The following is a 24110-nucleotide window of genomic DNA, read 5'->3' on the forward strand; positions in this document are numbered from 1 at the left end:
GCAGGAGCGACTACTCATCAAGGGCCAGGCGGCAACACTGCCGACCATGAGCCCGGATACATTAGCGCAAGCACGCTTTACCGCTCATCGCTCGTGGTTGCAGGAGATGGGCTGACCATACATTCGTTTAGTCGGCGAAGTGGTGTCGGCATCACTCAAGGAATTGAAGATCATGTTCAAGGTAACTCCCAACCCGCCAGACACCGACCCAATCTCCCCATACGAAAGCCCCGACTCAAACAAACTCAACGAAGCCGCCGAACGCGCCCTCGACCATCACTTCCCGCCAACCGAACCCAAACCTCCGAAACGCAACGGCCAGCTCTTCAGCGTCTGCCCCGGCATCAACACCGAAGCCCTCCTCGCCAACGCCTCGGAAGACCTGCTGTCCATCAGCGCCATCGCCGCCGACCTCGCTGACGATGTGGACGGCTCACGCCGCTCCGTAGCCCTGGCGCTCAGCCGCATGGCCGACGGGGTGCATTTGTTGGTGGAGCGGGCGCTGGATCACCTCGATGATCCGGAAATGGCGGCGATTTTCGCCAGGCAACAAAGTCGAACCGGCTGATTCGCCACGCACGTAAACCTGTAGGAGCCGGCTTGCTGGCGATGGCGGTGTGTCAGGCGACATTGATGTTGATTGATCTACCGCGATCGCCAGCAAGCCGGCTCCTACAGGTGGTCGTGCGTCTTATGTGCATTCGTCAGCCATAAAAAAATGGGCACCCAACCTGGTTGGCGTGCCCATTTTTTGTTCCGTTCACCCGCTATGCGGGCGTCGGTGCGTGTTACGGATTAACGCTGTCTTTCAACGATTTGCCTGGCTTGAACGCAACGGTGTTGCTGGCCTTGATTTTGACGGGCTCACCGGTTTGCGGGTTTTTGCCGGTGCGGGCGCCGCGGTGGCGTTGCAGGAAGGTGCCGAAGCCGACCAGCGTCACGCTGTCCTTGCGGTGCAGGGCGCCGGTGATTTCTTCGAGAACGGCGTTGAGAACGCGGTTGGCCTGTTCTTTGGTGAGATCTGCTTTTTCCGCGATGGCGGCGGCGAGTTCTGGTTTACGCATTAGTGAAGCCCCTTTGACGGTTTTTTGTTGTTATGTCCGTGCTGTTCTCGTTGGAACAGCGCCCAAAGCGCCGCAGGTGCTCTACTCTGCGGCAGACGGGAGTGAGAATGGCACGCACGGAAGAGCCGCGCCAGTCTCGGCGCGACGTTTGTAGGGGCAAAAGCGGGGTGATTCCGACAGAACGACCGGTATTTACGCCAGCAGCGGTGGAAGCTCTTTGTTCAGCGCGAGTTTTTCCATCACAGCTGCGCCAGTCAGGGCATAACCGAGCAGTTTCCCGGCCGCATCTCGGCATAAAACCTTGATGTCAGCGCCCTGCCCTTCGACGGTCCAGACGCCTTCCAAACCCCGTGGTGGCGGGGATACCACCAACGGGCAAACCGGCGTTTTGACGGTGATCGGCATCGCGCCGTAGCTCACGGCTGTCGGGTTTCCGGCGAGGGTTTGTGCCAGCGCTCTCGCACAGCTCATGAGGGGCATCACGTACAACAGATTCAGCCCATCGACTTCGGCGCAGTCGCCCAGGGCGTAGATGTTGGCGTGGGAGGTTTTCAGGTGACGGTCGACCACTACGCCGCGATTGACCTGCACACCGGCGGCGGCTGCCAGGTCGATGCGCGGACGCAGACCGATGGCGGAGACCACCACGTCACACGGGATGACCTGACCGTCCGACAGATGCGCTTCCAATCCCTCTTCAACACGCAGCAAGCGGTTGAGCACCGGCCCGAGGTGAAAACGTGCGCCGAGACTTTCCAGCCCAGCCTGGACCGCAGCGGCTGCCGCCGGGTGCAGCAAGGTCGGCATGACCTGTTCGCACGGTGCAACCAGTTGCACCTCGTAACCGCCAAGGATCAAGTCGTTGGCGAATTCACAGCCGATCAGGCCGGCACCGAGCAACAGCACCCGACGTTTGCCGGCCGCTGCCGCACGAAAGCGCGCGTAGTCTTCGAGGTCGTTGATCGGGAACACGGCGTCCGCCGCGTCACCTTCGATAGGCACGCGCACGGTTTCGGCGCCCCAGGCCAGGATCAGGTCGCGGTAGATCACTGATTCTTCGCCGATCCACAGGCGCTTGTGGCCAGGGTCGATGCCGCTGATGCGCGTGTGGGTGCGCACTTCGGCCTTCAGCTGTTCGGCCATGGCGCCGGGTTCGGCCATGCTCAGGCCGTCGGCGTCTTTGTTCTTGCCGAAGCCCGTGGAGAGCATCGGCTTGGAGTAGGAGCGCCCGTCATCGGCGGTAATCAGCAGCAGCGGGGTTTCGCTATCGAGTTTGCGAAACTCCCGGGCGAGGTTGTAGCCAGCCAGCCCGGTGCCGACGATCACGACAGGTGCGTTCATTCCTTACTCCTCTAAATGTCTTAGTTGATTTCGATCATTTCGAAATCCATCTTGCCGACGCCGCAGTCCGGGCACAGCCAGTCTTCCGGCACGTCTTGCCACAGGGTGCCCGGCGCAATGCCGTCATCCGGCCAGCCGTCGGCTTCGTTGTAGATCAGGCCGCAGACCACACATTGCCACTTTTTCATTCAGGTACATCCTCAGGATTCAGGCTTATTGCCGGCGCGAACGGTCGATGGTTGCAGCGCTGCCGTCCGGCTCAGGGCGTTTTGTACTGATCGGGCCCGGCAGATGCAAGCCTGTTCGACGCAATGGGGCGCCGGATCAATCAAAATCACCGACCGACATGGTAAGCTCGCCGCCTCATTTGCTGCCAATAATGACTCACTGTGCCGCACTCAAAACCTCCTTTCTGGCTTCCCCAAAGCCGACTTTCGCCGCTCCCCGACACGTCTACCCTCGACTGGTTGTTCGACGAAGGTTCGCTGACCCGACGGCTGACCCGTCTGTCGAATGACCGCTTCAGCGTCACGCCGCTTTTCGAAGGCTGGCAACCGCTGCGCGCGGACGAATGCGCGGCACTGGACCTGGCCGAAGACAGTGAAGGCTGGGTGCGCGAGGTGTATCTGCGCGGCCACGGTGAAGCCTGGGTGTTCGCCCGCAGCGTGGCGGCACGCAGCGCGTTGCAGGGCGACGGGTTGCACATGGACGAGTTGGGCAGTCGCTCGCTGGGCGAGTTGCTGTTTTGCGATCAGGCGTTTCAGCGTCGCGCCATCGAGGTTTGTCACTATCCTCAGGAGTGGCTGCCGGTGGAGTGCCGGGCACCTGAATTGTGGGGCCGTCGCTCGCGCTTCGACCGTGGCGCCTTGAGCGTGCTGGTGGCCGAGATTTTCCTGCCGACCTTGTGGCACGCCACCCGCGCCCATCCGGAGAACTGCTGATGTACCAGAGCCTGCTCAAGTCCCTGAACCGCTTGAACCCTCGGGCCTGGGATTTCATTCAGCTGACGCGCATGGACAAACCCATCGGCATTTACCTGCTGCTGTGGCCGACGCTGTGGGCGCTGTGGATTGCCGGTAAAGGTTCGCCTTCGCTGGCCAACGTGGTGATCTTCGTGCTCGGCGTGGTGCTGACCCGCGCCGGCGGTTGCGTGATCAACGACTGGGCGGACCGTAAGGTCGATGGCCATGTGAAACGCACCGAACAGCGCCCGCTGCCGAGCGGCAAGATCAGCTCCAAAGAAGCGCTGGTGTTCTTTGCATTGCTGATGGGCGTGAGTTTCCTGCTGGTGTTGTGCACCAATGCGGCGACGGTGTGGTTGTCGTTCGGCGGTTTGGCGCTGGCCTTCACTTACCCGTTCATGAAGCGCTACACCTATTACCCGCAAGTGGTGCTGGGCGCGGCGTTTTCCTGGGGGATGCCGATGGCGTTCACCGCCGAAACCGGCGAACTGCCGGCGGCGGCGTGGTTGCTGTGGATCGCCAACCTGCTGTGGACGGTGGGTTATGACACCTATTACGCGATGACTGATCGCGACGACGACTTGAAGATCGGTGTGAAATCCACGGCGATTCTGTTTGGCGAGGCGGACCGGGTGATCATCCTGACCTTGCAGGGCTTGGCGCTGGGTTGCCTGCTGCTGGCCGGGTCGAAATTCGAGTTGGGTGGCTGGTTCCACTTGGGACTGCTGGCGGCGGCGGGCTGTTTTGCTTGGGAGTTCTGGTACACCCGAGGCAAGGACCGGATGCGTTGCTTCAAGGCGTTCTTGCACAACCATTGGGCGGGGTTGGCGATTTTTGTGGGGATTGTTTTGGATTACGCGGTGCGGTGAACCACACATGAAACTGTGGGAGCGAGCCTGCTCGCGATGGACTCAAGAACGCATCTGGGTGTCAGGCGCCCAGCGTTATCGTTGACGTCCATCGCGAGCAGGCTCGCTCCCACAGGTCAGATCAGAAACATGTTACATCTTCGGTCCGGAGTTGGTGATGACGTGCCAGACCTTCTTCATGTCGTCACCGGCCTTGTCTCCCGGTTTCGCGTCCTTCTTGAAGTAGTACAGCGGTTTGCCCTTGTAGGCCCACTGCATCGTGCCGTCGTCGCGCTTGACGATTGTCCAGTCACCTTCGGCCTTGGCATCCGCTGGCGCCTTGAACGCTGGCCAGTATTCCGCACACTCACCAGTGCACACAGACTTGCCGGCGGTGGTGTCCTTGTCAAACGTGTACAACGTCATGCCCTTGTGGTCCGCCATCACACCTTCTTTCATCATCACAGGCTCAGCCGCGAATGCCATTGCTGGCAACGCCAGGGCTGCGGTCAGCATCAGAGCCTTGAAGGAATGCGAGTATTTCTTCATGGAAACCTTCCTTTTGTGGTTGTCAGGATTCGGACTTAGAGAATAGTTCAGGTTCGCGACAATCGCCGGGCGACTAAAATACTGTCACACGACTGCAATAATTCCGTTATCTAATGCGGCGCAAGACAGTTAAATGACAAGAGGATTAAAGGCATGGTTGGCAGGAGCATTCTGATCGTCGACGACGAAGCGCCCATTCGCGAAATGATCGCCGTTGCGTTGGAAATGGCCGGCTATGACTGCCTGGAGGCCGAAAACTCGCAACAGGCCCACGCGATCATCGTCGATCGCAAACCGGACCTGATCCTGCTCGACTGGATGCTGCCCGGCACCTCCGGCATCGAGTTGGCCCGCCGCCTCAAGCGCGATGAGCTGACCGGGGACATCCCGATCATCATGCTCACCGCCAAGGGCGAAGAGGACAACAAGATCCAGGGCCTGGAAGTCGGCGCCGACGACTACATCACCAAACCGTTTTCTCCACGTGAGCTGGTTGCGCGCCTCAAAGCCGTGCTACGCCGCGCCGGCCCTACCGATGGCGAAGCGCCGATTGAAGTCGGCGGCTTGCTGCTGGACCCGATCAGCCACCGCGTGACCATCGACGGCAAACCCGCCGAGATGGGCCCGACCGAATACCGCTTGCTGCAATTCTTCATGACCCACCAGGAACGCGCCTATACCCGTGGCCAGTTGCTGGATCAGGTGTGGGGCGGCAATGTGTATGTCGAAGAACGCACCGTCGACGTGCACATCCGTCGCCTGCGCAAAGCCCTCGGTGACGCCTACGAAAATCTGGTACAAACCGTGCGCGGCACCGGCTACCGGTTTTCCACCAAAGCCTGATTCAGCCCTTTCCCGCCCGACAAGCTGACAAGGACGCGCGTTCAAGTGAACCAAAACTGGCATGGCACCCTGATTCGCCACATGCTGCTACTGGTCACCGCCTGCCTGGTGATCGGCCTGATTACCGGCTACTACGGCTGGAGCCTCGCTGCGGGCCTGGGCCTTTACCTGGCCTGGACCCTCAAGCAATTGTTGCGTTTGCACGAGTGGCTGCGCCTGCACAAACCCGATGAAGCGCCGCCCGATGGCTATGGCCTGTGGGGCGAAGTGTTCGACAGCATCTATCACCTGCAACGCCGCGACCAACGCGTGCGCGGACGCCTGCAAGCGGTGATCGACCGGGTCCAGGAATCCACCGCCGCGCTGAAAGACGCGGTGATCATGCTCGACACCGACGGCAACCTCGAATGGTGGAACCGCGCCGCGGAAACCCTGCTCGGTCTCAAGACGCCGCAGGACAGTGGCCAGCCGGTGACCAACCTGGTGCGCCATCCGCGCTTCAAGGAATACTTCGAGCAGGACAGCTACGCCGAGCCGCTGGAAATCCCTTCGCCGATCAATGATCGACTGCGCATTCAGCTGTACATCACCCGTTACGGCAACAACGAACACTTGATGCTGGTGCGCGACGTGACACGCATCCATCAGCTGGAACAGATGCGCAAAGACTTTATCGCCAACGTTTCCCATGAACTGCGCACGCCGCTGACGGTGATCTGCGGGTATCTGGAAACCCTGCTGGACAACGTCGATGACGTAAACCCGCGCTGGACCCGTGCCCTGCAGCAAATGCAGCAGCAAGGCGGGCGCATGCAGACGTTGCTCAACGACTTGCTGCTGCTGGCCAAACTGGAAGCCACCGATTACCCGTCGGACAACCAGCCCGTGGCCATCGATGGCTTGCTGCAATCGATCAAGGGCGACGCTCAGCAACTGTCCGGGCAAAAAAATCAGCGCATCACCCTGGAAGCCGATCCGACGACTCTGCTCAAGGGCAGCGAAGCCGAATTGCGCAGTGCGTTCTCCAACCTGGTGTTCAACGCGGTGAAATACACCCCGGCCGAAGGCAATATCCGCATTCGCTGGTGGGGCGACGAGCAAGGCGCGCACCTGAGCGTGCAGGACTCCGGCATCGGCATCGACAGCAAACACCTGCCGCGCCTGACCGAACGGTTCTACCGCGTCGATTCCAGCCGCAACTCCAACACCGGCGGCACCGGACTTGGGCTGGCAATCGTCAAACATGTGCTGCTGCGCCACCGCGCACGGATGGAAATCAGCAGCGTGCCGGGCCACGGCAGTACGTTTACCTGCCATTTCGCGCCCGCCCAGGTCACCAAATCCCGGGTCATCAGCACGGCCGACTGATACCGGCCAGCATTCGCCACTAGGCAAGCACCCGGTCAGCCGCTACATTGGCTGACTTGTGCCTGCCCTTCAGGCACCGCATTGACCCCCTTTTCGAATACACGGAACCCGCAAAACTCCATCATGGACCCTTCCCCTGGCTTGACCCTCGCAACACTCTTTGCCGACTTCGGCATGATTCTTTTTGCTCTGATCCTGGTGTTGCTCAACGGATTTTTCGTTGCGGCGGAATTCGCCATGGTCAAACTGCGCTCGACCCGGGTCGAGGCGATCGCTGATAAAAACGGCTGGCGCGGGCACATCCTGCGCACCGTTCACAGTCAGCTCGATGCCTACCTGTCGGCGTGCCAATTGGGTATCACCCTCGCCTCCCTCGGCCTTGGCTGGGTCGGTGAACCGGCGTTCGCACACATCCTCGAACCGCTGCTGGAAGCCGTCGGCGTGCAGTCGGCCGAAGTGATCAAGGGCGTGTCGTTCTTCGCCGCGTTCTTTGTCATCTCGTACCTGCACATCGTGGTGGGTGAACTGGCGCCGAAATCCTGGGCCATCCGCAAACCCGAATTGCTGTCGCTGTGGACCGCCGTGCCGCTGTACCTGTTCTATTGGGCGATGTACCCGGCGATTTACCTGCTCAACGCCAGCGCCAACACCATCCTGCGCATTGCTGGCCAAGGCGAACCCGGCCCCCATCACGAGCACCATTACAGCCGTGAAGAACTGAAACTGATCCTGCACTCCAGCCGTGGCCAGGACCCGAGCGACCAAGGCATGCGCGTATTGGCCTCGGCGGTGGAAATGGGCGAGCTGGAAGTGGTCGACTGGGCCAACTCCCGCGAAGACCTGGTGACGCTGGAGTTCAACGCGCCGCTCAAGGAAATCCTGGCGATGTTCCGTCGCCACAAGTTCAGCCGTTATCCGGTGTACGACAGCGATCGCCAGGAGTTCGTCGGCCTGCTGCACATCAAGGACCTGCTGCTGGAACTGGCCGCGCTGGACCACATTCCCGAGTCGTTCAACCTGGCTGAGCTGACCCGACCGCTGGAACGCGTGTCGCGCCATATGCCGCTGTCGCAGTTGCTGGAGCAGTTCCGCAAAGGCGGCTCGCACTTCGCGCTGGTCGAAGAGGCCGATGGCAACGTCATCGGTTACCTGACCATGGAAGACGTGCTGGAAGTGCTGGTCGGCGACATTCAGGACGAACACCGCAAGGCTGAGCGTGGGATTCTCGCGTACCAGCCGGGCAAGTTGCTGGTTCGCGGCGATACGCCGCTGTTCAAGGTCGAGCGCCTGCTGGGCATCGATCTGGACCACGTCGAAGCCGAAACCCTCGCCGGGCTGGTGTATGAATCCCTGAAACGGGTGCCGGAAGAGGAAGAAGTGCTGGAAGTCGAAGGTTTGCGGATCATCATCAAGAAGATGAAAGGGCCGAAGATTATTTTGGCCAAGGTGTTGATGCTGGATTGAGCCCTACCCCTGTAGGAGCCGGCTTGCTGGCGATGAACGATAACGCGGTTTCACATGACACCGCGGCGCTGCCATCGCCAGCAAGCCGGCTCCTACAAGGAAGGCGTCAGTCCGGACCACACATCATTGCTTGCCCAACGCAAAGTTGGGCAATGCCCCCACCGGTTGATTGAACTGGTACGGAATCGACACCAGCCCCATCCCGGTATTGCGCTGCACCACGAAATGCAGGTGCGGCCCGCTGCTGTTGCCGGTGTTGCCCGACAGCGCCAGCGGACTGCCCACCGACACCCTTTGCCCCTCGCGAACACTCACCGAACCTCGCTTGAGGTGCAAGTACACGCCCATCGTCCCGTCATCGTGCAGCACCCGCACGAAATTGCCTGACGGATCGTTGCCGCGCCCGGTCTGGGCATTCTCGGTTTTCACCACTACCCCGCCCCGCGCGGCAATGATCGGCGTGCCCTCAGGCATCGCGATATCCATGGCGTAGCGATTCTTGGGGCCGAAGTGGCTGTATTGGCCATTGGCGCCCTGGCTCAGCCGAAACGGTCCACCGCGCCAGGGGAACGGGTATCGATAGGCCATGGCGGCCCCTGAGGGATCACCCAGGAAGTATTCAAATCTGGGGGTGTACGCAAGCGGCCTTTCAGCCCGCGTCGCCGTGAGCAGCGCCAGACGAATGCTGCTGCGCGCCGGCATGACCCGGCGAATCGGCCGGCTCGGCGCACCGCTGACGTTCTGCAGCCCGGCAAAGCTCAACTCGATCTGTACCGGCGCGTACAGGTCGTTGCGCACGTACACGCTGTCCACGCCTTTTTTCTTGGTGATGACGAGGTACACCTGACGCTCAAGGTGCTCGACCATGCGATCACGAAAAGTGAACACCTTGGAGCCTTTCGTGGGGCGGTCGCTGTAGGAGACCACGCCATTGGCATCGGTGGATTTGTAGATGGTCATGGCCATGGCCGTAGAGGACGCCATGAACAGACCACAGCAAAACAGCAGGCGCGCGAGCATGGGCAGGATTCTGTCGAGTAAGGCCTGGGGATGAGCCTAGCAGCTGCAATGGACCCGGGTAGTCGGCAGATGTTTCAAAATGGGCAGTTGCGCAGATGTGCGGTGTATGTGATGGCCCCACATCGCTAGCAGGCTAGCTCCCACAGGGGAATGCATTCCAATGTGGGAGCTAGCCTGCTAGCGAAGGCGGACTGTCAGGCGACGAAGGTTATGCGCCTGGAACGAAATGCTTCTGCGCCGTACCACGTGCTATCAAACGGGAGATGTAATCCAGCTTCTGCGCATCCTGGTCGACAAAGCGGAACGTCAGTTGCAGCCATTCGCTGTCGGGTTTCTGCTCGTGGGCGACGATGGCGTGCAGGTAACCGTTCAGGCGGGCGACTTCAGCGTTGTCGCCCTGCTCCAGATCGAGCACGGCGCTGTCGAGCACTTGCGGCAGGGCTTCGCTGCGTTTGACCACCAGCAGCGCTTCCTTGAGGCTCAACGCCTTGATCACGCATTGCTGAATGCCATTGGGCAGGCGCAATTGGCCTTGGCCACGACCACCGGTTGGCGCTGCAGACGCCGCCGGTGCTTTTACCGGCGGGCTGTTGAGCAAACCACGGGACGGGGCAGCCGCCGCGGGTGCTGGCGCTGGTGCAGCAGCGGCAGGTCGGGCAATCGGTGCAGCAGCAGGTGCAACGCTGGCCATGGCAGGCTTGCCGCCGGTCAACGCGCTCAAGGAATCATTGCCGAACGCCGAGTTCATTTTGGTCGGCGCGCTGTTCATCAAGGTGTCGAGCTTGCCGACCTTGTTCAGCGCCTGCTTGACCTTGGTCAGCAGTTGTTCGTTGGTGAACGGCTTGCTGACGTAGCCGGAGACACCGGCCTGAATCGCCTGGACGACGTTCTCTTTGTCGCCACGGCTGGTCACCATGACGAAGGGCATGGTCTTGAGGTTGTCCTGCTCGCGGCACCAGGTCAGCAGTTCCAGGCCGGACATTTCCGGCATTTCCCAGTCGCACAGGACCAGATCGAACGCTTCCCGCGCCAGCAAGGCCTGAGCCTTCTTGCCGTTGACCGCGTCTTCGATCCGGATCCCCGGGAAGTAGTTGCGCAGGCACTTCTTCACCAGGTCACGAATGAACGACGCATCATCCACGACCAATACACTGACCTTACTCATCCATCACCCCTTTAAAAAATCCCGGCAAGCATACCGCTTTACTGATGGCGCATCGCCATAAACCTTCAGTCACGCCGGGACTTTTCGTTCGCGGGTGCTGCATTCAAATTCACAAACCCGTAAACAAAAACGCCCGGCCAAAAGGCCGGGCGCTTTACTTGGGCAATCTTACTTATCGTCAACTTTGCCCGGAACATTAGCGGTTTCACCACTTGTGCCTTCAACTTCTTCTTTCATGCGCTTGAGACCCAAGTGACGCACGTCGGTGCCGCGCACCAGATAAATCACCAGCTCGGAAATATTGCGCGCGTGGTCGCCGATGCGCTCCAGCGAACGCAGCACCCAGATGATGCTCAAGACCCGCGAGATAGAGCGCGGGTCTTCCATCATGTAGGTGGCGAGCTCACGCAGGGCGGTCTTGTATTCGCGGTCGATGATCTTGTCGTACTGCGCCACCGACAACGCCAGGTCGGCGTCGAAACGGGCAAACGCGTCCAGTGCATCGCGAACCATGTTGCGCACCTGGTCGCCGATGTGGCGCACTTCGACGTAGCCGCGCGGGGCTTCGCCTTCTTCACATAACTGGATGGCGCGACGAGCGATCTTGGTTGCTTCGTCGCCGATGCGCTCAAGGTCGATCACCGACTTGGAGATGCTGATGATCAGACGCAAGTCGGACGCGGCCGGCTGACGACGGGCCAGAATGCGCAGGCATTCTTCGTCGATGTTGCGTTCCATCTGGTTGATCTGGTCGTCGATCTCGCGAACCTGCTGGGCCAGGCCGGAGTCGGCCTCGATCAGCGCGGTGACCGCGTCGTTGACCTGTTTCTCAACCAGCCCGCCCATGGCCAGGAGGTGGCTGCGAACTTCCTCCAGCTCAGCGTTGAACTGCGCGGAGATGTGATGGGTAAGGCCTTCTTTGCTAATCATGTTGGCGTCCTTGGAGCGTCCGGTAAGGTGCGGTGGACCGCAGCGTCAGTTCAGTGAGCAACAACAGCTTCCTAGCCGTAGCGACCAGTGATGTAGTCTTCGGTCTGCTTCTTCGCCGGATTGGTGAACAAGGTGTCGGTGTCGCCGAATTCCACCAGTTTGCCCATGTACATGAACGCCGTGTAGTCGGAAACCCGCGCGGCCTGTTGCATGTTGTGGGTCACGATGACGATGGTGAATTTCGATTTCAGTTCGTAGATCAGCTCTTCGACTTTCAGCGTCGAGATCGGGTCGAGTGCCGAGCACGGTTCGTCGAGCAGCAGCACTTCCGGTTCCACGGCGATGGTGCGCGCGATCACCAGACGTTGCTGCTGACCACCGGACAGGCCGAGTGCCGACTCATGCAGACGGTCTTTGACTTCGTCCCACAGCGCCGCGCCTTTCAACGCCCACTCGACGGCTTCGTCGAGGACGCGCTTTTTGTTGATGCCCTGGATGCGCAGGCCGTAAACCACGTTTTCGTAAATGGTTTTCGGGAACGGGTTCGGCTTCTGGAACACCATGCCGACACGACGACGCAGCTCGGCCACGTCTTCGCCCTTGCGGTAGATGTTGTTGCCGTAGAGGTTGATTTCGCCTTCTACGCGGCAACCGTCAACCAGGTCGTTCATGCGGTTGAAGGTACGCAGCAGCGTGGACTTACCGCAGCCGGACGGGCCGATGAAGGCGGTCACGCGCTGTTTCGGAATGTTCATGCTGACGTCGTACAGCGCTTGTTTGTCGCCGTAGAACAGGCTCAGGCCCGGCACTTCAATGGCCACGGTTTCCTGCGCAAGGCTCAGGCTCTGTTTGTCGCGGCCCAGGGCAGACATGTTGATGCCGTGGGTATGTGTTTCGTGCTGCATGGGAAGCTCCCTGTGCTGACAAATTCGGTTCGGGGCCGCAGGCCGGGCCTGCGGTTACACAATTCTTTTGTAGGAGCCGGCTTGCTGGCGATGCAGGCAACTCGGTCCCGCAGTCTCACCGCGGTGATGCCATCGCCAGCAAGCCGGCTCCTACAGTTGATTAGCTATCCAGCGCTTTGTATTTCTCGCGCAGGTGGTTACGGATATAAACGGCCGACAGGTTCAATGTCGCGATCACCAGCACCAGCAGCAACGCTGTGGCGTACACCAGCGGACGTGCGGCTTCAACGTTCGGGCTCTGGAAGCCGACGTCATAAATATGGAAGCCCAGGTGCATGATCTTCTGGTCAAGGTGCAGGTACGGGTAGTTGCCATCCAGCGGCAGCGACGGCGCCAGTTTCACCACACCCACCAGCATCAGCGGCGCCACTTCACCGGCGGCGCGAGCCACGGCGAGGATCATGCCGGTCATCATCGCCGGGCTGGCCATCGGCAGCACGATCTTCCACAAGGTTTCCGCCTTGGTCGCGCCGAGGGCCAACGAGCCTTCACGCACGGTGCGAGGAATCCGCGCCAGGCCTTCTTCGGTGGCCACGATCACCACCGGCACCGCCAGCAGCGCCAGGGTCAACGAAGCCCAGAGCAGACCCGGCGTACCGAAGGTCGGTGCCGGCAGCGCTTCAGGGAAGAACAACCGGTCGACCGAGCCGCCCAGCACGTAAACGAAGAAGCCCAGACCGAACACGCCATAAACGATCGCCGGAACGCCCGCCAGGTTGTTCACGGCGATGCGGATAATCCGCGTCAGCGCGTTCTGCTTGGCATATTCACGCAGGTAAACCGCCGCGAGTACGCCGAACGGGGTCACGATCATCGCCATGATCAGGGTCATCATCACGGTGCCGAAGATGGCCGGGAAGATCCCGCCTTCGGTGTTCGCTTCACGCGGGTCGTCGCTGAGGAATTCCCAGACCTTGCTGAAGTAGAAACCGATCTTGGTCATCGTGCCCATGGCGTTCGGCTGATAGGCGTGAACCACTTTGCCGATGCCGATTTCAATCTCTTTGCCGTTGGCGTCGCGTGCCGTCAGGCTGTCGCGATTGAACTGAGCGTGCAGGTCGTTCAGGCGTGCTTCGATGTCCTGATAACGTGCGTTCAGCTCGGCGCGCTCGGATTCCATGTCCGCTTGCGCGGTGGCATCGAGCTTACCGGCCAGTTCCAGTTTTCGACCGTGCAGACGGATGCGTTCGAGGCCTGAGTTGATCGCGCCGATGTCGACTTTTTCCAGGGTCTTGAGCTGAGAGGCGAGCTGATTGACGCGGGCAACACGGGCCTGCAACTCAGGCCACGCGGCTTCGCCTTCAGCGATGACCTTGCCGTCCTGTTTGACGTTGACCAGGTAGCCGTAGAAATTGCCCCACTCGCGACGCTCGATGGCCATCAGCTCAGGCGGGGTGGTTTGGTTAGTTAGCCACTCGCCGACGATCCAGGTGAAGTCGGTGCCGTTCAAGTCACGGTTGCCGACCTTGATCAGCTCGCGGGTCATGAACTCCGGGCCTTCGTCAGGCACCGGCAGCCCGGCGCTTTTCAGGCGCGCACGCGGCACTTCTTCTTTCTGCACCACTTCGCCGATGACCAGGTGATTGGCCTGGCCCGGCACGTCGTAGCTGGCGTGAATCAAATCCGCCGGCCAGAAGTGACCCAGACCGCGCACGGCAATCACCGCCAGCAGGCCAATGGTCATGATGACCGCGATGGACACCGCGCCACCGCTGATCCAGACGCCTGGGGCGCCGCTCTTGAACCATCCATTCAGGGAGTTCTGTTTCACAGACTTCTACCTTTCTTAAAGCGACGAGTATTTCTTGCGCAGACGCTGACGAATCAGTTCTGCGAGGGTGTTCATGACGAAGGTGAACAACAGCAGCACCAGCGCCGAGAGGAACAGCACGCGGTAGTGGCTGCCGCCGACTTCCGATTCGGGCATTTCCACTGCGACGTTGGCGGCCAGCGTTCGCAGACCTTCGAACAGGTTCATTTCCATGACCGGGGTGTTACCGGTGGCCATCAGCACGATCATGGTTTCACCGACCGCACGGCCCATGCCAATCATCAGCGCCGAGAAGATGCCCGGGCTGGCGGTGAGGATTACCACGCGGGTCATGGTCTGCCACGGCGTGGCACCGAGGGCCAGGGAACCGAGGGTCAGGCCACGCGGCACGCTGAACACGGCGTCTTCGGCGATGGAGTAGATGTTCGGGATTACCGCGAAGCCCATGGCCAGACCGACCACCAGTGCGTTGCGCTGGTCGTAGGTGATGCCCAGGTCGTGGGAGATCCACATGCGCATGTCGCCGCCGAAGAACCAGTTCTCCATGAACGGGCTCATGTACAGCGAGAGCCAGCCCACGAACAGGATCACCGGGATCAGAATCGCGCTCTCCCAACCGTCCGGCACTTTCAAGCGGATGGACTCAGGCAGGCGGCTGAAGACGAAGCCGGCCACCAGAATGCCGATCGGCAAGAGCATCAGCAGGCTGAAGATGCCCGGCAAATGCCCTTCTACATACGGTGCGAGGAACAGACCGGCGAAGAAACCGAGGATCACCGTCGGCATCGCTTCCATCAGCTCGATCACCGGCTTGACCTTGCGGCGCATGCCCGGGGCCATGAAGTACGCGGTGTAGATCGCCGCGGCGACGGCCAGTGGCGCGGCCAGCAGCATGGCGTAGAACGCGGCTTTCAGGGTGCCGAAGGTCAGCGGAGACAAGCTCAGCTTCGGTTCGAAATCGGTGTTGGCGGCGGTCGATTGCCAGACGTATTTAGGCTCGTCGTAGTTCTCGTACCAGACCTTGCTCCACAGCGCGCTCCACGACACTTCCGGGTGCGGGTTGTCGAGCAGCAGCGGTTGAATCTTGCCGCCGGCTTCCACGATCACGCGGTTGGCCCGTGGCGACAGACCGAACAGGCCCTGGCCTTCCACGACCTGATCCACCAGCAAGGTGCGGTGCGCGGTGCTGTGGAATACGCCGAGCTTGCCGGAAGCGTCGAGGGCGATGAAGCCTTTGCGACGCTCTTCGGCAGTGATTTCAACGATTGGCGTGGTGCCCATCTGGAAGGTGCGGATCTGCTTCAGGCGCAGTTCGCCATCCGGGTCGCGAGCCATGAACCACTGGGCCAGGCCACCTTTGGAGTCGCCGAGGATCAGTGAGATACCGCCCACCAGTTGGGTGCTGGCGGTGATCTCGGCTTCGCCGTTTTCGAGCAGCTTGTAGCGACCGTTGAGGCTCTTGTCGCGCAGGCTGAACACGTCGGCTTGCGCACGACCGTTAATCACGTACAGCCACTGCTGGCGCGGGTCGACGAAGATGTTCTTCACCGGCTCGGTCATCTGCGGCAGGTCGATGCGTTTCTGCTCGTTGGTGATTTCGCCGGTCATCATGTTCTCTTCGCTGGTCAGCGACAGAACATTGAGTTGCGAACCGGTGGAACCGACCAGCATCAGGGTCGAATCGGTGGCGTTGAGGCTGACGTGCTCCAGCGCACCGCCCGCCTCGTTCAGTGCAATCGGGGTTTCGCCGTACGGATATTCGACGGCCGGCGAGATGGTCTTCTTGCCGTCCGGGTAGCTGACTTTATAGGTGTGACGGAACACCAGCGCCTGGCCATTGGAGAAGCCCACCGCCACCAATGGATGGCCCGGTTGGTCTTCGCCGATGGAGGTCACGGTAGCGCCGGCCGGAACCGGCAGATCGACGCGCTTGAGTTCGGCGCCACTGTCGATGTCGAAAAACAATGCCTGCCCTTTGTCGGAAACCCGCATGGCGACCTGGTTCTGCTCTTCCAGGGAGATCATCAGCGGCTTGCCGGCGTCCTGCATCCAGGCGGGCGTGATGGATTCCTTGGCGGTCAGGTCGGCACCCTGGAACAGGGGCAGGACGACGTAGGCAAGGAAGAAGAAGATCAGCGTGATCGCGCCGAGAACGGCAAGGCCGCCAACGAGGACGTACCAGCGGGTCAGGCGATCTTTGAGCGCGCGGATGCGGCGCTTGCGTTGCAACTCAGGCGTATTGAAATCAATTCGCTTGGGGGGATTTGTAGTCATGGTGGAATTGGCCAGATCATTCATGCGCACACCCTAGCGATCCTGTATGACAGAAAGATGACAATGCAGTGACGCAACAAATCCGCCGCCAGCGGGAACTGGCAGTGGATCAAAAAATTGGGGGGTGTAGGAGCCGGCTTGCTGGCGAAAAATGGGACATCCGACACCTCTTCTGTGGGTGGACGACCATCGCCAGCAAGCCGGCTCCTACAGGTCCGGGGCGTGCCCCGGGCCTAGGGTTTTACTTTTTTGCGACTTCAGCCCCGCCTTCTTGCAGACCCAGGTCAGCCAGTGCTTTTGCAGCAACCTTGGCCGGCAGAGGGATGTAGCCGTCTTTCACTACAACTTCCTGGCCCTGTTTGGACAGAACCAGTTTCACGAACTCGGCTTCCAGCGGGGCCAGAGGCTTGTTCGGGGCTTTGTTGACGTAAACGTAGAGGAAACGCGACAGCGGGTATTTGCCGTTCAGGGCGTTTTCTTCGGTGTCTTCGATGAAGTCCTGGCTGCCTTTCTTGGCCAGGGCCACAGTCTTCACGCTAGCGGTCTTGTAGCCGATGCCCGAGTAACCGATGCCGTTCAGCGAGGAGCTGATCGACTGCACGACTGAAGCCGAGCCTGGTTGTTCGTTGACGTTTGGCTTGTAGTCGCCTTTGCACAGGGCTTCTTCTTTGAAGTAGCCGTAGGTGCCGGATACCGAGTTACGACCGAACAGTTGAACCGGCTTGTTGGCCAGGTCGCCGGTCACACCCAGGTCACCCCAGGTTTTCACGTCGGTTTTAGCGCCGCACAGACGAGTGGACGAGAAGATCGCGTCGACTTGTTCCATGGTCAGGTGCTGGATCGGGTTGTCTTTGTGAACGAAGACAGCCAGGGCATCCACGGCAACCGGGATAGCGGTCGGCTTGTAGCCGTACTTCTGCTCGAAGGCAGCCAGTTCGGTGTCCTTCATCTTGCGGCTCATCGGGCCCAGGTTGGAGGTGCCTTCAGTCAACGCAGGTGGCGCAGTGGCGGAGCCAGCGGCCTGAATCTGGATGTTTACGTTCGGGTATTCTTTTTTGTAGTTCTCAGCCCACAGGGTCATGAGGTTGGCCAGGGTATCGGAGCCGACGCTGGACAGGTTGCCCGACACACCAGTGGTCTTGGTGTAGCTCGGGATAGCAGGGTCAACAGCGGCGAACGCGTTGGCAGTCGCAACGCCAGCAGCGACAAAAGTCATTGCCGCCATCAAACGCTTCAGTTTCATGCCTTACTCCTAGCAGATAGGGTGTGTTAGTCGGGGCCAAGTATCAGCAGGCCGTGTGAACACTCTATGGCTGAAATATGACAATTGGATGAAAGGCCAGTATTCGAGTTTTTACCGGATAATTCATGCGCCCCAAATCGCTAGCAGGCTAGCTCCCACATTGGAATGCATTTCAATGTGGGAGCTAGCCTGCTAGCGATTTGGGCCGGTACAGCTACAGACAATTTCGGGATCAGCGCCCCTTCTTCCAGAGATACGCACCCACCAAAATTCCGACCCCGCACAGAACAGCGACGTAATACGCCGGGCCCATCGGGCTTTCCTTGAGCAGCAGGCTGACGATCATCGGCGTCAGGCCACCGAAAATGGCGTAAGCCACGTTGTAAGAGAACGACAGGCCGCTGAAGCGCACCACCGGCGGGAATGCCTTGACCATGACATACGGAACTGCACCGATGGTGCCCACCAGCAGGCCAGTCAAGGCGTACATCGGGAACAGCCAGTCAGGATGCTCCGCCAGGCTGTGGTAGAAGGTCCAGGAGCTGGCCAGCAAGGCGGCACAGCCGAACACGAACACTCGGCCCGCGCCGAAACGATCCGCGAGGGCGCCGGCAATGATGCAACCAATGCTCAGGAACACGATCGCCACGCTGTTGGACTGCAGGGCGGTGGTGGGCGAGAAGTGGTGGACCGTCTGCAACACCGTCGGGGTCATCAAAATCAACACCACGATGCCGGCGGACAGCAACCAGGTCAGCAGCATGGAAATCGCGATCGCGCCGCGATGGTCGCGCAATACGGCGCGCAGCGGCACTTCTTCAGCCAAGGCCTTGCGCAGTTGCAGCTCGGCGAACACCGGGGTCTCGTGCAACCAGCGACGCAGGTATACCGAGAACAGGCCAAACACGCCACCGAGCAGGAACGGGATCCGCCAGGCGTAATCGGACACTTCCACCGGGGTGTAAATGCTGTTGATCGCGGTGGCGACCAGCGACCCCAGAAGGATCCCCGCCGTCAGACCGCTCGTCAGGGTGCCGCAGGCGTAGCCGATATGTCGTTGTGGCACGTGTTCGGAAACGAAGACCCACGCGCCGGGCACTTCACCGCCAATCGCTGCGCCCTGAATCACGCGCATCAGCAGCAACAGGATCGGCGCCCACATGCCGATCTGCGCGTACGTCGGCAGCAAACCCATGATCAGGGTCGGCACCGCCATCATGAAAATACTCAGGGTGAACATCTTCTTGCGACCCAGCAGGTCGCCGAAGTGCGCCATTACAATGCCGCCCAGCGGACGCGCCAGGTAACCGGCGGCGAAGATGCCGAAGGTCTGCATCAGGCGCAGCCACTCGGGCATGTCGGCCGGGAAGAACAGCTTGCCGACCACCGTGGCGAAAAACACGAAGATGATGAAGTCGTAGAACTCCAGCGCACCGCCAAGGGCGGACAGCGATAAAGTCTTGTAGTCATTGCGGGTCAACGGACGTGCGGGCTGGGTCGGCTGCGCGATGCTCGAGGGCGCTGTGGTCATGGCAAGGCTTCTCTTATAGTCGGATCTGCAACCTCAACAACGCTGGCGGAGGCTTGGGCAGGTCCGGCACGATAGCAAATTGTTCGAAAAAGCACATAGAGGTGCGTATTTGACGGTCAAAATGAGAACCGGACGGTCGTCTCGGAGTCTACCGACCGATATACTCGGGATCTTGCAACAGTTTGAAAGGGTTGCTGTGCGAAGACGCTGCTGGCCTACCAGTCGATTTCGCAGAGTTTCCCTTTAGGCGCCTTACGAAAAACGTGACGAACGTAGTATGTTCGGGGCTGAATCGTTTTTTCTGAGACGGCTATTCACCTGAAGTACCAATGAAGAGTCACGGGTCAGAGGCACCCCCGGAATGATAGAGCTCGAACAAGAAGATCCAATCCCGCAAGGCGACCTGGCCCTGCAAATCACCGCGCTTCCGCGTGAAACCAACGGTTTCGGCGATATTTTCGGCGGCTGGCTGGTGGCGCAGATGGATTTGGCCGGCACCGCAATGGCCAGCAAAGTCGCGGGCGGACGCGTGGCGACCGTGGCGATCGATCGTATGGCGTTCCTGGTTCCAGTGGCGGTGGGCGCTCAGCTCTCCTTCTATACCCAGGCGCTGGAAATCGGCCGCAGCTCGATTCAGATGATGGTCGAGGTCTGGAGCGACGATCCACTGTCCAGCGAGTGGCGTAAAGTGACTGAAGCCGTGTTTGTGTTCGTGGCCATCGACGGCAGCGGTCGCACCCGTTCGGTTCCGCCACGCGCACGTTAAACCCGGCGAGCGTTTTGCGGTCCATTGCAGTCATTGTTCCTGATCGAGAATTGCCCCATGAGCACGCCCAACGTTGAAGCCGTGAAACTGGATGAACTGAACTGCTGGCGCATCCGCCACGGTCAGGCCGAATTGCTGGTCGCCCAGCAAGGTGCGCACATCCTCAGTTATCAATTGGCCGGCCAACCGCCGCTGATCTGGCTCAACGACGAGGCCGTGTTCAAGACCGGCAAGAACATCCGCGCCGGCGTGCCGGTGTGCTGGCCGTGGTTCGGCAACCTTGCGCGCAACCCGCAGAGCGTTCAGGCGATGCGCGTCAGCAACGAACCGCCGAGCGCCCACGGTTTTGTACGGGCGATGGACTGGGAACTGGGCGGCATCGAAACCGAAGGTGAAAGCCTGAAGGTGGAGTTCGTCCTGCCCTACCCCGATGGCGGCTTCCCCGGCTGGCCGCATCAGGTGGATTTGAAGTTGAGCATTCGTCTGGATGAGCAACTGCACATCAGCCTGACCAGCCACAACCAGGGCTCGGAAAAAGTCACGATCAGCCAGGCGCTGCACAGCTATTTCGCGGTCAGCGATGTGCGCAATGTGCATGTTGATGGGCTGGATGGCTTGAAGTACATCGAGACGCTGGAAGACTGGAAAACCAAGACTCAGACCGGCGACCTGCGTTTTGCCGGCGAGACCGATCGCATCTACCTCAATACCCCGGCGAAGCTGAGCATTGTCGACCCGGCCTGGGAACGGCGTATCGAGCTGACCAGCAGCGGTTCGCGCTCGGCAGTGATCTGGAACCCGTGGATTGATCGCGCGGCGGCGTTCAGCGACATGGCCGATGATGGCTGGCAACGGATGCTGTGCATCGAGACGGCGAACGTGATGGATGATGTGGTGACGCTGGCGCCGGGGGCGAGTCATACCCTCGGCGTAAGCATCGCCAGCATGCCGCTGTAAAACTGTAGGAGCCGGCTTGCCGGCGATGGCGCTCTCAAGATCGCTATCGCCGGCAAGCCGGCTCCTACAGGGTATTTATAGATCCGATTCCTTCACCACTCTGACTTGCGCCGCATCCAGCGCATACGCTGCATCGGCCAGGTCGTTGTTGACCTTCTCGATCTTCAACGTGCCGGTCACCCACAGCGGCGTGTAGATATCATTGAGCTTCAACCCTTTCGGATATCGCACCAGCACCAACTGGTTAGGCGGCGGTGGCGGCACGTGGATGCAGGCGCCCGGATACGGCACGAGGAAGAACAACGTGCTGCGGCCCTTGGCGTCGGACTCCAGCGGCACCGGATAACCACCGATGCGGATGTTCTTGTCGTTCATCGACGGCACGGTCTTGGTCGAGTACATCACCGCCGGCAAGCCCTTGCTCTGCTTCATGCCACCCTTTTCGGTAAAGGTGCCATTGGCTTCGGGGGAGTTGTGATCGATTTCGGGCATGGCCTCGAGAGCTTTCTGGTCCGACTTGGGCATCAGTTCGAGCCAGTCGGTTTCCGGCAGTTCGCCGGCATGGGCAAGACCCGAACCCAGTAAAAGGACAGTCAATAGAAGACGGCGCATGGAGGTGCTCGGTAAAGGAAGGACGATAAGTCGCCGAGCATTCTAGTCCTCCCGGACTGCGCAGCCGAGAGGACTTTGTCGCCTGAATCAGTTCTTTTTGATCAAGCCGTAGATCACCAGCAATATCACGGCGCCAACCAGCGCACCCAGGAAGCCTGCGCCTTGGCCCGCCTGATAGAAGCCCAGGGCCTGACCGCCGTAAGTGGCCGCCAGCGAACCGCCGATACCGAGCAGGATGGTCATGATCCAGCCCATGCTGTCATCGCCCGGTTTCAGGAACCGCGCCAGCAGGCCAACGATCAAGCCGATAAAGATGGTTCCGATAATTCCCATGGCATTTCCCTCTGAGTAAGTGGCAGTGTCCTGTCTCACCAATAATGTTCCTCTTTTGACGAGTGGCTGTTGTCGTCAGGCAAGGCGCCGCGACGAGTCATAGCCAGCTATGGCGAGGAGCGGCAACGCAGCATGACGGCAACAGACGCCGTCAAAAAGGAAGAGTATTGGTGAGACAGGACACCAAGCCAAAGCCTAGTCAGACTTTGGCATCCTGCCATGAGAGAACGGCGGCCCCTGAATGGTTCCGCCGCTGCCACATGAAACTATTTATTCGGCGATGACGGCTTCGACCTTGAGGATCTGTGCCGCCAGCGTCTCGCGGTCCGCACAACGCAGGTTGGCGTGACCGACCTTGCGGCCGACCTTGAACGCCTTGCCGTAGTGGTGCAGATGGCAATCGGCGATGGCCAGGACTTTCTCGGTGTCCGGCACTTTACCGATGAAGTTGAGCATCGCGCTTTCGCCGACCTTGGCGGTCGAACCCAACGGCAGGCCGGCTACGGCGCGCAGGTGGTTTTCGAACTGGCTGCACTCGGCGCCTTCAGTGGTCCAGTGCCCGGAGTTGTGCACGCGCGGGGCGATCTCGTTGGCCTTGAGGCCACCGTCGACTTCAAAGAACTCGAACGCCATCACGCCAACGTAGTTCAACTGCTTGAGCACACGGCTGGAGTAGTCTTCGGCCAAGGCTTGCAGCGGGTGGTCGGTGCTGGCCACGGACAGCTTGAGGATGCCGCTGTCGTGGGTGTTGTGAACCAGCGGGTAGAACTTCGTTTCACCATCGCGGGCGCGCACGGCGATCAGCGACACTTCGCCGGTGAACGGCACGAAGCCTTCCAGCAGGCAGGCAACGCTGCCCAGTTCAGCGAAGGTGCCGACTACGTCTTCAGCGGTGCGCAGGACTTTCTGGCCCTTGCCGTCGTAACCCAGGGTGCGGGTTTTCAGCACGGCCGGCAGACCGATGGAGGCCACGGCGGCGTCCAGATCGGCTTGCGACTGGATGTCGGCGAACGCCGGGGTCGGAATCCCCAGGTCCTTGAACATGCTCTTCTCGAACCAGCGGTCACGGGCGATGCGCAGGGCTTCGGCACTCGGGTAGACCGGAACGAATTGCGACAGGAACGCCACGGTCTCAGCCGGGACGCTCTCGAACTCGAAGGTCACCAGATCGACTTCATCGGCCAGTTGGCGCAGGTGATCCTGATCGCCGTAATCGGCCCGCAGGTGTTCGCCCAACGCGGCTGCGCAAGCATCCGGCGCGGGGTCCAGGAAAGCGAAGTTCATGCCCAGCGGAGTGCCCGCCAGCGCCAACATGCGACCCAACTGGCCGCCACCGATTACACCGATCTTCATCGTCAACAACCTCAGGCGATGCGTGGGTCTGGATTGTCCAGGACGCTGTCTGTCTGCTCAGCGCGGAAAGTCTTCAGCACTTCGTGGAACTGCGGGTGCTTGGCGCCGAGGATGCTCGCCGACAGCAGCGCGGCGTTGATCGCGCCGGCCTTGCCGATGGCCAAAGTGGCAACCGGAATGCCTGCTGGCATTTGCACGATAGACAGCAGCGAGTCGACGCCCGAGAGCATCGCCGACTGCACCGGCACGCCCAGCACCGGCAGGTGGGTCTTGGCCGCACACATGCCTGGCAAGTGGGCCGCGCCACCGGCACCGGCGATGATCACCTCGATGCCACGCGCCTCGGCCTCTTCGGCGTACTGGAACAGCAGGTCCGGGGTGCGGTGGGCAGAGACCACTTTCACCTCGTAAGGGATGCCGAGCTTTTCCAGCATATCGGCGGTGTGGCTAAGGGTGGACCAATCGGACTTGGAGCCCATGATCACGCCAACCAGTGCACTCATCGTCGTGCCTCTTCTCTCTGGGCGCCCGCAGGCGCGTCAAAAAACAACAAGCCACGCAAAATGCGTGGCTTGATTGTACGAAAAATGGCCGGACGAACCGGCCGAAGGCCGCGCAGTATACCTCAATGAAGCAGATAAACAGCCCCCGATGCGACCATCTGTCATACAGCGCAAAACCCCGGTTTTATTGACTCGAAGGTCAATCAAAATCCCCTGTAGGAGCCGGCTTGCTGGCGATCCAGACAACT

Annotated in this window: 24 protein-coding genes; 8 read left to right on the forward strand and 16 right to left on the reverse strand. The window is 60.4% G+C overall.

Features of this window, described 5'->3' with window-relative positions; all coding sequences use genetic code 11:
* Positions 1-172 precede the first annotated feature (172 nt).
* Entirely contained in the window at positions 173-568 is a 396-nt protein-coding gene (locus IB254_RS13575; protein WP_192417708.1) for a DUF6124 family protein, read from the forward strand.
* Positions 569-788: 220 nt separating this feature from the next.
* Here IB254_RS13575 and IB254_RS13580 read toward each other — a convergent pair whose 3' ends face one another.
* From IB254_RS13580 to IB254_RS13590, 3 genes are all read right to left on the reverse strand, one after another.
* Positions 789-1064, reverse strand: coding sequence for an HU family DNA-binding protein (locus tag IB254_RS13580; RefSeq protein WP_003213368.1), 276 nt, complete (start codon positions 1062-1064; stop codon positions 789-791).
* 192 nt (positions 1065-1256) lie between these two features.
* Positions 1257-2405: an NAD(P)/FAD-dependent oxidoreductase gene (locus IB254_RS13585; RefSeq protein WP_192417710.1), complete on the reverse strand. Its 1149-nt coding sequence runs from the start codon at positions 2403-2405 to the stop codon at positions 1257-1259.
* 20 nt (positions 2406-2425) lie between these two features.
* Positions 2426-2593, reverse strand: coding sequence for a rubredoxin (locus IB254_RS13590; protein WP_007954349.1), 168 nt, complete (start codon positions 2591-2593; stop codon positions 2426-2428).
* 201 nt (positions 2594-2794) lie between these two features.
* Between IB254_RS13590 and IB254_RS13595 the strand changes: the two genes are divergently transcribed.
* Positions 2795-3346, forward strand: a complete 552-nt coding sequence (locus tag IB254_RS13595; RefSeq protein WP_192417712.1) for a chorismate--pyruvate lyase family protein — start codon at positions 2795-2797, stop codon at positions 3344-3346.
* On the forward strand, positions 3346-4236 hold the full coding sequence (gene ubiA, locus IB254_RS13600) for a 4-hydroxybenzoate octaprenyltransferase (RefSeq protein WP_192417713.1): 891 nt from the start codon (positions 3346-3348) through the stop codon (positions 4234-4236). Before IB254_RS13595 ends, ubiA begins: the two co-directional genes overlap by 1 nt.
* A 132-nt stretch (positions 4237-4368) precedes the next feature.
* Here the strand turns inward: ubiA and IB254_RS13605 are convergent, their stop codons facing one another.
* Entirely contained in the window at positions 4369-4764 is a 396-nt protein-coding gene (locus tag IB254_RS13605; protein WP_192417714.1) for a hypothetical protein, read from the reverse strand.
* A gap of 153 nt (positions 4765-4917) precedes the next feature.
* Here IB254_RS13605 and phoB point away from each other — a divergent pair, with 153 nt between their 5' ends.
* From phoB to IB254_RS13620, 3 genes are all read left to right on the forward strand, one after another.
* The gene (gene phoB, locus IB254_RS13610) at positions 4918-5607 is read left to right on the forward strand and encodes a phosphate regulon transcriptional regulator PhoB (protein WP_007896474.1); all 690 of its coding nucleotides are present in this window, start codon (positions 4918-4920) and stop codon (positions 5605-5607) included.
* A gap of 81 nt (positions 5608-5688) precedes the next feature.
* Entirely contained in the window at positions 5689-6975 is a 1287-nt protein-coding gene (gene phoR / locus IB254_RS13615; RefSeq protein ID WP_263863982.1) for a phosphate regulon sensor histidine kinase PhoR, read from the forward strand.
* Between the two features lie 123 nt (positions 6976-7098).
* Entirely contained in the window at positions 7099-8439 is a 1341-nt protein-coding gene (locus tag IB254_RS13620) for a hemolysin family protein (RefSeq protein WP_192417718.1), read from the forward strand.
* Between the two features lie 123 nt (positions 8440-8562).
* Here IB254_RS13620 and IB254_RS13625 read toward each other — a convergent pair whose 3' ends face one another.
* From IB254_RS13625 to IB254_RS13660, 8 genes are all read right to left on the reverse strand, one after another.
* Positions 8563-9459 (reverse strand): peptidoglycan DD-metalloendopeptidase family protein, encoded by an 897-nt coding sequence (locus IB254_RS13625; protein ID WP_192417719.1) that lies wholly within the window; start codon positions 9457-9459, stop codon positions 8563-8565.
* A 208-nt stretch (positions 9460-9667) separates the two neighbouring features.
* Positions 9668-10624 carry a response regulator gene (locus tag IB254_RS13630; RefSeq protein ID WP_008038130.1) on the reverse strand — a complete coding sequence of 319 codons (957 nt, stop codon included), beginning with the start codon at positions 10622-10624 and terminating at the stop codon, positions 9668-9670.
* Between the two features lie 168 nt (positions 10625-10792).
* On the reverse strand, positions 10793-11554 hold the full coding sequence (gene phoU, locus IB254_RS13635; protein WP_084317714.1) for a phosphate signaling complex protein PhoU: 762 nt from the start codon (positions 11552-11554) through the stop codon (positions 10793-10795).
* 71 nt (positions 11555-11625) lie between these two features.
* Positions 11626-12459: a phosphate ABC transporter ATP-binding protein PstB gene (gene pstB / locus IB254_RS13640; RefSeq protein ID WP_008030698.1), complete on the reverse strand. Its 834-nt coding sequence runs from the start codon at positions 12457-12459 to the stop codon at positions 11626-11628.
* 160 nt (positions 12460-12619) lie between these two features.
* Complete coding sequence (gene pstA, locus IB254_RS13645; RefSeq protein ID WP_192417720.1) at positions 12620-14290, reverse strand: phosphate ABC transporter permease PstA; 1671 nt, start codon at positions 14288-14290, stop codon at positions 12620-12622.
* 15 nt (positions 14291-14305) lie between these two features.
* Positions 14306-16588: an ABC transporter permease subunit gene (locus tag IB254_RS13650; RefSeq protein WP_008030700.1), complete on the reverse strand. Its 2283-nt coding sequence runs from the start codon at positions 16586-16588 to the stop codon at positions 14306-14308.
* Between the two features lie 217 nt (positions 16589-16805).
* Positions 16806-17807, reverse strand: coding sequence for a phosphate ABC transporter substrate-binding protein PstS (locus IB254_RS13655; protein WP_008038131.1), 1002 nt, complete (start codon positions 17805-17807; stop codon positions 16806-16808).
* 232 nt (positions 17808-18039) lie between these two features.
* Entirely contained in the window at positions 18040-19338 is a 1299-nt protein-coding gene (locus IB254_RS13660) for an MFS transporter (protein WP_192417722.1), read from the reverse strand.
* A gap of 361 nt (positions 19339-19699) precedes the next feature.
* Between IB254_RS13660 and IB254_RS13665 the strand changes: the two genes are divergently transcribed.
* Positions 19700-20104: an acyl-CoA thioesterase gene (locus IB254_RS13665; protein WP_007896491.1), complete on the forward strand. Its 405-nt coding sequence runs from the start codon at positions 19700-19702 to the stop codon at positions 20102-20104.
* 57 nt (positions 20105-20161) lie between these two features.
* Complete coding sequence (locus IB254_RS13670; protein WP_192417724.1) at positions 20162-21061, forward strand: D-hexose-6-phosphate mutarotase; 900 nt, start codon at positions 20162-20164, stop codon at positions 21059-21061.
* Positions 21062-21136: 75 nt separating this feature from the next.
* Here IB254_RS13670 and IB254_RS13675 read toward each other — a convergent pair whose 3' ends face one another.
* The 4 genes from IB254_RS13675 to purE all read right to left on the reverse strand — a co-directional run bounded on the left by IB254_RS13675 (position 21137) and on the right by purE (position 23862).
* Positions 21137-21673 (reverse strand): DUF3299 domain-containing protein, encoded by a 537-nt coding sequence (locus tag IB254_RS13675; protein ID WP_192417726.1) that lies wholly within the window; start codon positions 21671-21673, stop codon positions 21137-21139.
* Between the two features lie 87 nt (positions 21674-21760).
* The gene (locus tag IB254_RS13680; RefSeq protein ID WP_033059272.1) at positions 21761-22006 is read right to left on the reverse strand and encodes a GlsB/YeaQ/YmgE family stress response membrane protein; all 246 of its coding nucleotides are present in this window, start codon (positions 22004-22006) and stop codon (positions 21761-21763) included.
* A gap of 270 nt (positions 22007-22276) precedes the next feature.
* A complete protein-coding gene (locus IB254_RS13685; RefSeq protein WP_192417727.1) occupies positions 22277-23359 on the reverse strand; it encodes a 5-(carboxyamino)imidazole ribonucleotide synthase in 1083 nt (360 codons plus the stop codon).
* An 11-nt stretch (positions 23360-23370) separates the two neighbouring features.
* On the reverse strand, positions 23371-23862 hold the full coding sequence (gene purE / locus IB254_RS13690) for a 5-(carboxyamino)imidazole ribonucleotide mutase (RefSeq protein WP_008030713.1): 492 nt from the start codon (positions 23860-23862) through the stop codon (positions 23371-23373).
* Positions 23863-24110: the final 248 nt, after the last annotated feature.

The organism is Pseudomonas sp. PDM03 (assembly GCF_014852385.1).
In the GTDB taxonomy this organism is placed as follows: Bacteria; Pseudomonadota; Gammaproteobacteria; order Pseudomonadales; family Pseudomonadaceae; genus Aquipseudomonas; species Aquipseudomonas migulae.